Below are 9,520 nucleotides of genomic sequence, written 5' to 3' on the forward strand. Positions count from 1 at the left end.
CACCGCCCGGTCCTCCCCCGCACGTTTGACGGAGCCCCCGTGACAGTCCCCGCCCAGCCCGCCACCATCCACCACGTGGGCACCGGCCCCGGTGCCCACCCCGACCTCGCCACCGCCCTGGCCGCGGCCGCCGAGGGGGACGCCGTACACCTCGCCCCCGGTGTCTACCGGGAGTCGGTGCGGATCGTCCGGGGCGTCACCCTGCGCGCCCTCGGCGACGGGCAGGTTGGTCAGGGTGGGCAGGGCGAGCGGGTACGGAGCGTGGTTCTGGCCGCTCCCGTGGCCGGGCGGCCCGCCCTCGAAGTGGCGGCGGGCGCACGGGTGGTGATCGACGGGCTCGTGGTCGAGGGAGCGGCCGCCGACCAGCCCACCGTGGTGCTCGGCGGCGGGCGTACGGAGTGGTCCGGCGGCAGGATCGGCACCGGGCGGCTGGAAGTGCACGGGGACGCCGCGCTCATCATGACCGGCACCGTACTGGGCGGCGCCGCCCTCGCCGGGGTGCTGCTACGTACCAGCGGGGCCGTCGCCCTCACCGACTGCCGGCTGCACGGGACGGACGGCACGGGGCTGGTCGCGGGCGGGTCGACCCGGGTGGAGCTGCTGCGCACCGACGTCCGGGACACCTTCGGTTCCGCGGTCCGGGTACGGGAGGACGCCGCGGTCGTCCTCCGCGACTGCCTGATCGACGGCGCCGGGCGGAGCGGGCTGCTCGTCGAGGACCAGGGGTCCGCCCTGCTCACCGACTCCCGGATCAGGGCGTGCGCCACGGACGCCGTACGGGTCCTCGGCAGCTCCCCCGCCCCGGACGAGGGGACGACAGACTCACAAACGGACTCGCAAGAGGCCGGCGGCGGTGTGCGGTTGCACGGCTGCGAACTCTCCGGCAGCGGCGCCGACGCCGTGCGGGCCGGCGGCCACGGCGACGTGGAACTCGCCTTCTGCACCCTGCGCGACAGCGGCGGCTCCGGCGTCAGCGCCGGGGACGACGCCCGGATCCGGGTCACCGGCACCCGGGTCGTGCGCACGGCCGCCGCGGCCGTCGTCGTCCACGGCTCCGCCCGGCTCACCGGCCGCGAGACCGTGATCCGCGCGTCGGCGGCCAACGGCGTCGTCGCCACCGACCACGCCGTCGTGGACCTGGACGACAGCTCCCTGGACGAGTGCGCCTTCAGCCCCGTCCACGCGGGCGGCAGCGCCCGGGTCCGGCTGAGCGGGCTCCGCATCACGGGAACCCCCGAGCACGGGGCCCATCTGGTCGCCGACGCACAGGCCGTGGTCGTGAACAGCCGGATCGCCGACTGCGGCATGTCCGGGGTGGACGTCGCCGACTCCGTCCGCGCGGAGCTCCGCGACGTCTCCGTGCTCCGTACGCGCAACGGCGTGACCGCCACCACCCGCGGCCGGACCCGGCTGCACGACTGCGAGATAGCCGACAGCGAGCGCGCCGCCGCCGTCCTCGGCCCCGGCGACCAGGAGATCACCGGCGGCAGGCTGCTGCGGGCGGGCACCGCGGGCCTCGTCGTCGAATCCGGCGCCGCGCCCCGCGTCACCGGCCTGGAGATCCGGGACGCCGCGGGGTCCGGGGTGGTCGTCGCCGGCGGCGCCGAGCCGCGGCTGAGCGGGGTGCGCGTGCTGCGGCCCGGCAAGAACGGGCTGATCGTCGACTCCGGCGGCAGCGGCGTCTTCGAGGAGTGCGAGATCGTCGCCCCCGGCTTCCCGGCCGTCCACCTCGCCGGGTCCGCCGCGCCGGTCCTCCGCCGTCTCCGGGTGCAGGACGCCGACGAGGACCTGAGCGCCGAACCGGACGCGGCGCCGGTGGTGGAGGAGTGCGTCTCCGTACGGGTCGGGTCGCCGCAGTGGCCGCAGGCCGGCGGCGCCCCCGCTCCGGACCGGAAGACGCCCCTGCCCGCCGGGGCCGGGAACGGGGCCGGTTCCACGGCGGGGGCGGGGGCCGACGGGGCGGGGGAAGAGCCCGAGGAGAGCCTCGACGACCTCCTCGGCGAACTCGGCCGGCTGATCGGGCTCCGCCGCGTCAAGCAGGACGTCGCCTCGCTCGTGAAGCTCATGCGGATGGTCCACCGCCGGGAGGCGGCCGGGCTCGCCGCCCCGCCGCTCAGCCGCCACCTGGTCTTCGCCGGGAACCCCGGCACCGGCAAGACGACCGTGGCCCGCCTCTACGGCCGCATCCTCGCCGCGGTCGGGCTGCTGGAGCGCGGCCACCTCGTCGAGGCCGACCGCTCCTCCCTGGTCGGCGAGTACGTCGGGCACACCGGCCCCAAGACCCAGCGGGTCTTCCAGGAGGCCATGGGCGGCGTGCTCTTCATCGACGAGGCGTACTCGCTCGCTCCCGCCGGAGCCGGCGGCGGCAACGACTTCGCGCAGGAGGCCGTCGCCACGCTCGTGAAGCTGATGGAGGACCACCGCGACGCCGTCGTGGTGATCGTGGCGGGCTACCCGGACGAGATGGAGCACTTCATCGACTCCAACCCCGGCCTCGCCTCCCGCTTCAACCGCACCCTGCTCTTCGAGGACTACGACGACGCGGAGCTCGTGCGGATCGTGGAGGAGCACGCGGCCTCCCACCAGTACGAGCTCACCGAGGACGCGCGGGAGGCCCTCGGCGTCCACTTCTCCCGCGTCCCCCGCGACCACCGCTTCGGCAACGGCCGCTCCGCCCGCCAGACCTTCCAGGCCATGACGGAGCGTCAGGCCTACCGGGTCGCCGAGATCGAGGCGCCGTCGGAAGCGGACCTCGTCACCCTCACCGGCCCGGACGTACCGGAGCCGGCGGGGGCGGCGTAACGCCGTCCGGGCACGGGGTCCGGGCGGTGTTACACCGCCGCCCGGACCCTGTGACTCCGGCTCAGCCGAGCTGCCACTTCTGCTTCTTGGCACCGTTGCAGGTCTGCAACTGGAGCCGCAGCCCCTTGGAGCCGTCCGCGGCTTCGATGCACTTGCCGGACTTGGGGTTCACCAGGGACCCGTCCTTCTGGACCGTGAAGGCCTGGGTGGGCTTGCCGTTGCAGCCGGCGATCTGGATCGCGGCGCCGTCAGCCGTCGAACCCCGCTGCGTGTCCATGCAGAGCCGGTCGTCGTAGAGCGACCACACCTTGCCGTCCGACCGGAACTCAAAGCGCTGGCGCCGGTCCCCGGAGCAGTCGCCGAGCTCCAGCGGAGCGCCCTCCTTCGACTTGCCGCCGACGATGTCCACGCACCGCTTCGCGGCGAAGCTCATGACCGGCCCCTTGATCTTGCCGTCGTCGAGCTTCGGGGGACGCGGGATCTCCGGCTTGGCCGGCCCGGCAACGCCCTTCTTCGCGGGCTCCTGCGGCTGCGGCTTGCTCCCGCCGGCGTCGGAGATCGAGTCGGCGGGGGCCTCGTGCGCGGAGCCGCCGGAACCCCCGGAAGCGGAACCTGAACTACCGGATCCGGAAGACCCCGAGGACCCGGAAGAGCCGGAGGACCCACCGGAGCCCGAAGCCGAGCCACCCCCGGAACCCCCGGAGCTCCCGGAGCCCGACGCGGAGCCGGAACCCGTCCCCGAACCGGAAGGCTGCCCCGATCCACCCTTACCGCCGGTCGCACCCCCGCTGCCGCCACTGCCACCGCTGCCGCCGCTCCCGGAGCCCGACGGCTGCGCCGACCCGGTGCCCTTGCCCGCGTCCTTCGGACGGCCGGACGCCGAGGCACCACTGCCGCCGGGCTTCCCCGGCTCCCCGGCGGCCACGACCTTCTTCGTGTCGTCCGAAGTGAACTGAAGCTGGTTCACCAGCGGGACGGCGCCCACCGCGAGGCCCGTCACCGCCGCGGCGGAAGCGAGGGCGGTCCACACCCTCCTGCCCGGCAGCAGCCCTCGCCGGGAAACGGACGGACGTCTCGCGAAGACCGCGGAAAAGCCGTCCCGAAGGCCCGTGTCCTCGGGGGCCCCTGACGGCCCGGTCGGTCGGTTCGTGCTCTCGGGTGACACATCATCTCCCGTATGGGTGCGAAGCAGTGGTGGCAGGGCGGCCGAAGCCCCGACCACGCGGTACTGCACCCCGGGCCGTGCATCGTCCACTCCATAGGAGGAGATTTCACACCGACAGGATCCCTTTCCCGACAACCAGTTCGACAGAAGTGACACCTGGTGCCGGATGCCGGAGTCACCGATAGGTCTTCGACGGGCTCGCCTTCCACGCTCGGTCGAGGGAATCGTCCCAAGTGCCGTCCCGGTCGAAGCTGGCGGCCCGGCAGCCACGGGACATGGGCGCCGCGGCGATATGCCGCCAGGGAGCGTCCCCGATCCGGGCTATGGCGTGGCCGCAGTGCCGGCAGGCCGTTTGCCTCATCAACTCATCAGCCAGCCGGTCGAACTGTGCGGTGCGGTCCGCCACCTCTTCTCTGACGCCCCGCAGCACATCCTCCGCACTGGAAACCCCCGTCGAACCGATGATGTCGCGCACGAGTGCCGCCGCCTCGATCGCAATGTCGGCCCGCCGTGCGGCATCGGCCAGGCTCCGCGCACCACCGCTGCCAGGCGACTTGCGCATCGTCCGTTCCGCCAGTTCGACCGGCGGTCGGCTCGACACCTCCGGCCGGTCATCGTCGGCCTCGCGCTCGGTAGCCCCGTCTCTCAGGCGTCTGCGGGCCACTTCGAAGGCCCATGCCTCGGTGGATGCCTTCTTGGCGACGTTGAAGTGCGTGCTGGTCGCCGACTCCATCACCGTATGGAACTCTTCCATCAGCGCTCCCCAGTGGTTGCCGCCGGCGAAGTCCTCCGGGCACCAGCCGTAGTGACGCACGAGTTCGTCACGGACCCGGTCGAAATGGCGCACGCTCTTCCGCACCGGTCCGGACGTCTCGATGCGGAGGCCGACGCGCTCCGCCCTCGCCAGCGTCTCGGGCTCCACGCCCTCCCACTTCATGTGACCGTCGCGTTCACAGGCGTAGTCGACCCAGGACCAGAACGCCTCGGCGTCCGCGACGTCGGGCGCCTCACGGTGGTGGCGCGGACAGAGGAGGGCGAAGTTGCGCACGTCGTTGGAACCGCCGAGCGACTCCGGGACCACGTGGGCCCTCTCCACCGGTGCCTGCCAGCAGATCAGGCAGATCGGCTCATCGAGACCGAGGTAGTCGGCGATGGCCCGGACCGGGGGTCTGGACTTGCGCCGGTCGGGCTGGCTGTCCCGGCCGCGTACAGGCAGCTCGCGGTGGTCGTAGGCGTGTGCGCGGTCGGGGTCTCCTATGTTCAGGACGTCGGGGATGTCCTCACGTTGCGGCTCGGGGTTCTTCGCCTGGTAGAGCGGTGTGCTGATCTCCGTGAGATACGGGCCGAGGAATCCCAGCAGGAACTCGCGGATGATTTCCAGGGCGTCGGCGTCGTAGCCGCCGGCGGCGTTGCGGTGCCCCTGGATGTCGAGATAGAGGTAGCGCGGGGCGCCGGGGTTCATCGCCGCGGCCTTCTTGAGGATCGAGAAGAGGCGGGTGGCGCACTTGGCGAAGTCCTCTTCGACCCGCATGTCGTGATACAGCGCGATGCCCTTCGGCTCAGCATCGACTCCCGGCCCCTCGGGAGGGGCTGCGTTCCGCGCGGCCTCGGGGCGGGCTAAGCGCTGAGGCTTCATCGGTTTCTCCGGGCTGTCGTTCATGGACGCACAGTAGGCGCCACCTCTGACAGTCGGCCGATGAGCGGAGACCGACGGACGGGCGGCTGTCGCCCTGTCAGCTGCCCTTACACCGCGTCGATCCGCGGAAAGACGGACTCCTCCAGCACGATGCCGATGCCTGCCGCGACCGGGATGGCGATGAACGCACCGATCACCCCCAGCAGCGCGCCGCCGATCACGACGGCGACGACCGTGACGATGGGGTGCACGTTGACGGCGTAGGTCATGGCCTTCGGCATGATCAGGTAGTCCTCGGCCAGCCGGAAGCCGATGTAGAACGCCGCCGTGCCCAGGGCGACCGGGAAGGACACCGCGAGGGCGACCAGGCTGACCACCACGCCGCCGATGGTGGAGCCGACCACCGGCACCATGTCCATCAGGGCGACGAACACGCCGAGCGCGGCCGCGTACGGCACGCCCAGCCCCACGCACCACAGGAACGTGGCCAGGCCCGCGATGGCCGACGTGATCACATTGCCCAGCATGTACCGCCCGACCCGCAGCAGGATCCTTTCGCTGAGGTCGACCACACCGGCCCGCCGGCTGAGCGGAACGAAGCGGTAGGCGAAGCGCTTGAGCTGCTCCATGCCCACCATGAGGTAGACGGTCACCACGACCACCAAGGCCGTGCCGGTCACGGCGCTGAGGACGATGTGACCGGCCCCGAGCAGCCCCCCGATCACCGCCTCCCCGGCGCCCGCGCCGAGCTGCTCGCGGACCCTGGAGACCAGGTGGAAGCGGTCTTCCAGGCGGCCGAGGGTGGAGTGGTGGTCGTGGAGCTGTTCGAACCACTTCGGCACGGCCTCGGAGAGAGCGGAGATCTCGTCGGAGACCACGGGAACGACGAGCGCCAGGAAGCCGGCCAGCACGCCCAGCAGACCGATGATCACGACGATCACCGCCCAGGCCCGGCCGAGCCGGCGCCGCGCCAGCCATGCCACCACCGGCTCCAGGCTGATCGCCCCGAACAGTGCGAGCAGCAGGAGGGTGAGAACGCCGCTGATCCGCAGCACGGTCTGCAGCGTCACGTAGGCCAGGGTCAGTCCCAGACCGGCGCTGAAAGCGGTGCCGAACCACGACGACGTCGGCCGTACCCGGAAGACGTGCCCGGCCGCATGCGGCTGCCGCGGACCGTCCGCGCCATCGCCGGACGCCGCACCGCCACTCTCGACACCGTCCCCGGCCAGCGCTTCCGCCTTCCCACCGCTCCACAGCCCGCCGATCACCGGCCCCGCAATAGCGTGGCATATATACACAGACCGGCCTTTAAACGGCACGCATAGGCTCCCGGCCCCGTGGGCCACGCGGGTGGGTGGTGGTCACGGGGAGCGCCACCAGACCCGGAAAATCAGAAAAACCCCAGCTGAGCTGGGGTTTCTACTGGTGTCCGAGGGGGGACTTGGACTCTCACCTCGGGCACCAGCACATCAGGCCTTTGACCTGCATAAACAGCAGGATTGAGGGGGGTAGCCGCCCACCCTTGATACCCGGCCTATACCGGGGGTTTCGGGGCGTTCCTGGGCGCTGTTGGTCACGCGTTGGTCATGTGACCAACCAGCATCCGACCAGGCCAGGGCGGTCAGTAGGTGCCACTGCGATACCAGGCAACCTTGATCATTCGCCGCTCGGTGCGACGGACCGCCCACGCTCCCAAAGCTCCTCGACATGCTCGGTGAAGCGGTCGAAGAGGCCGCCTTCCTGGAGCTTGCGCAGGTGCAGCATCGGCGAGTCGTGCCCGACCAGCCGGGCGAGGTGCGGCGTGACGAGGGCCTGGTCGTCGAACCGGAAGACCGACAGGCCGACGTGGTTCGTGGCGTCGTCCTCGGATGAGAAGCGCACTTCCAGGCCGGGAAGGTCGGGCAGCTTGGCCAGCTCGTCCAGGCTGATGCGGATGCGCGTGGACACCTTGAAGGCCACGTCCTCGATGCCTTCGCGCTGCTGTGTCACCCGGCCGTCAGGATCACCGAGCAGGAACCGTACGCGGCATCCCGCCTCGGCCTTCGCCCGTAGCGTGGCGTGGAACGCGGGCTGTTCGATCCAGAAGAAGTAGTTCGTGTAACCGGCGAGGACGATGTCCTGCGTGCTGTCGCCGATGAGCTGCCGCCATACAGAAGACGGGCACGCCGAACGGTATGGATAGGCCGAGATGATCTCTCGGTCCGGGCCGGTCTTCATGACTGCCCCTACTGCCTTGGGCCACAACACCGCTTCATCAACTCCCAACACACCTGACGCGTCCACGCGATTTCGCGCGTGCGGGATCAGCTCCTCATCTGCGATCCATCGTTCCACCGTCTTGGTCGTCACACCTACGCGGGTCGCCAGTTGACGGGCTGACAGGTTCTTGTCGGCCATAGCGTTGCGAAGGGATAAATTCAAGGATTCTCCCTCGGTCGTTTGGGCGTTCTTGACGCTATCGGCCGGAAGGCCGCTACGTCTGCCGAACGTCGGTGGAAACGTCCACGAGGGCGGTCGATGCTCCGAGCATGGAGACGGCCGAAGAGACAAGCGCGAAGGTCAGTAAGAGGGCTGCCCGCACGCACGGGCAGGGACCCGAGGAAGAGCGCACCCCGCCTCGTGCCGTGATCAGGCACGCTGACTGGACCGTCCAGCCCGACCACGAGCCGGACGCCAAACCGCACACCTACGCCCAGGAGTGCGACCTGTGCGGCGAGGGCTCCACCCGGAGCACCGACCAGGAGGTCGGAACGCTCTGGATCTTGGAGCACGTCAGGACCAACCCGTCGCACCACTCCTACACGCAGATCGTCAAGCGCACGTTCCGCACGTGGATGAGGTAGCCGTGATCCGACGCTTCATCTTCCGATGGGCAGGACCGTTCTACGCAGCGACGATCATTGCCGCAGTCCGCAGCCGCGTGCGGGGCCAGCCGGGAGCGGGCCGCAATCCTCTATCCGGGTGAAGGTGCCACGACGCCTCATCACGCACTGTCAGGATGCCGCCACGGACCAGAGCGGTTCCGTGAGACCGAAGGAGCGCACATGGACATCTCCAGCGTCGCGCAAGCGCTGATCCTGGCGGGCGGCCAGGCCACCCGCATGCGGCCTTACACCGACGACGCACCCAAAGCCATGGTCCCCGTGGCCGGCGCACCGATCATCGGCTATCAGCTCTTGTGGCTTGCCAAGCACGGCGTGAAGACCGTCGTCATCTCCGGCGGCTACAAGGCGGAAATGATCAGCGACTACGTCGGCAACGGCTCACGGTTCGGCATCTCGGCCGTATACGCGATCGAAGACGAACCGCTTGGCCGTGGTGGCGGCCTCAAGTACGCAGCACAGCAGCTGCCGGACCTGGACGCCTCGTTCTTCGTCCTGAACGGTGACGTCATCAGCTCGTTCTCCCTCGCGGACCTGGCCGAGTACCACGAGCGGCATGACGCCGCCGTAACCGTCGCCCTGTCGCCCTACCGCTCCAACTGGGGCGTGGCCGACATCGACGACCAGGACCACATCAAGGGCTTCGTCCAGTCCCCTGAACTGCCGTACTGGATCAACGCCGGGATCTACGCGTTCAACCCGGACGTGATCGAACTTCTCCCGGACAAGGGAGACCACGAGGACAGCACTTTCCCACGGCTCGCTCAGGACGGCCGGCTGATGGGCTACCGGCTCTCCGGCTACTGGCGGGGGATCGACACGGTCAAGGACGTCGTGGAGGCGTCCAAGGAGGTCCGCAGCGCCGGAAGCACTCTCGCACCCGAGTTTTGCACCACCGACATCGACACCTAAAGATCTTCTCGTAACCGTGTTGGTTGGTCTGCGTTGGTCTGGTCGTGCAGGTGGTCTCCGCTCAGCGTCGTGAGTTCGTCGAGGTGTTCACCGGGCTTCGCCCACGGCAGTTCCAGCGGCTGG

7 protein-coding genes are annotated in these 9,520 nt (G+C 70.2%); 3 read left to right on the forward strand and 4 right to left on the reverse strand.

Going from position 1 to position 9,520, the window contains the following annotated elements:
* Positions 1-39 precede the first annotated feature (39 nt).
* Positions 40-2,802: a right-handed parallel beta-helix repeat-containing protein gene (locus D7231_RS28850; protein WP_241999971.1), complete on the forward strand. Its 2,763-nt coding sequence runs from the start codon at positions 40-42 to the stop codon at positions 2,800-2,802.
* A 61-nt stretch (positions 2,803-2,863) separates the two neighbouring features.
* Here D7231_RS28850 and D7231_RS28855 read toward each other — a convergent pair whose 3' ends face one another.
* From D7231_RS28855 to D7231_RS28870, 4 genes are all read right to left on the reverse strand, one after another.
* Complete coding sequence (locus tag D7231_RS28855) at positions 2,864-3,832, reverse strand: RICIN domain-containing protein (protein ID WP_120758519.1); 969 nt, start codon at positions 3,830-3,832, stop codon at positions 2,864-2,866.
* A 310-nt stretch (positions 3,833-4,142) separates the two neighbouring features.
* The gene (locus tag D7231_RS37135) at positions 4,143-5,627 is read right to left on the reverse strand and encodes an HNH endonuclease (protein WP_199739483.1); all 1,485 of its coding nucleotides are present in this window, start codon (positions 5,625-5,627) and stop codon (positions 4,143-4,145) included.
* Between the two features lie 83 nt (positions 5,628-5,710).
* Positions 5,711-6,673, reverse strand: a complete 963-nt coding sequence (locus D7231_RS28865) for an AI-2E family transporter (protein ID WP_241999972.1) — start codon at positions 6,671-6,673, stop codon at positions 5,711-5,713.
* A gap of 586 nt (positions 6,674-7,259) precedes the next feature.
* Positions 7,260-8,000, reverse strand: coding sequence for an XRE family transcriptional regulator (locus D7231_RS28870; protein ID WP_120758521.1), 741 nt, complete (start codon positions 7,998-8,000; stop codon positions 7,260-7,262).
* A gap of 227 nt (positions 8,001-8,227) precedes the next feature.
* Here D7231_RS28870 and D7231_RS28875 point away from each other — a divergent pair, with 227 nt between their 5' ends.
* On the forward strand, positions 8,228-8,446 hold the full coding sequence (locus tag D7231_RS28875; protein WP_120758523.1) for a DUF7848 domain-containing protein: 219 nt from the start codon (positions 8,228-8,230) through the stop codon (positions 8,444-8,446).
* 201 nt (positions 8,447-8,647) lie between these two features.
* Positions 8,648-9,397 carry a nucleotidyltransferase family protein gene (locus D7231_RS28880; protein ID WP_120758525.1) on the forward strand — a complete coding sequence of 250 codons (750 nt, stop codon included), beginning with the start codon at positions 8,648-8,650 and terminating at the stop codon, positions 9,395-9,397.
* The last annotated feature ends 123 nt before the right edge of the window (positions 9,398-9,520 follow it).

Source organism: Streptomyces klenkii (assembly GCF_003626645.1).
In the GTDB taxonomy this organism is placed as follows: Bacteria; Actinomycetota; Actinomycetes; order Streptomycetales; family Streptomycetaceae; genus Streptomyces; species Streptomyces klenkii.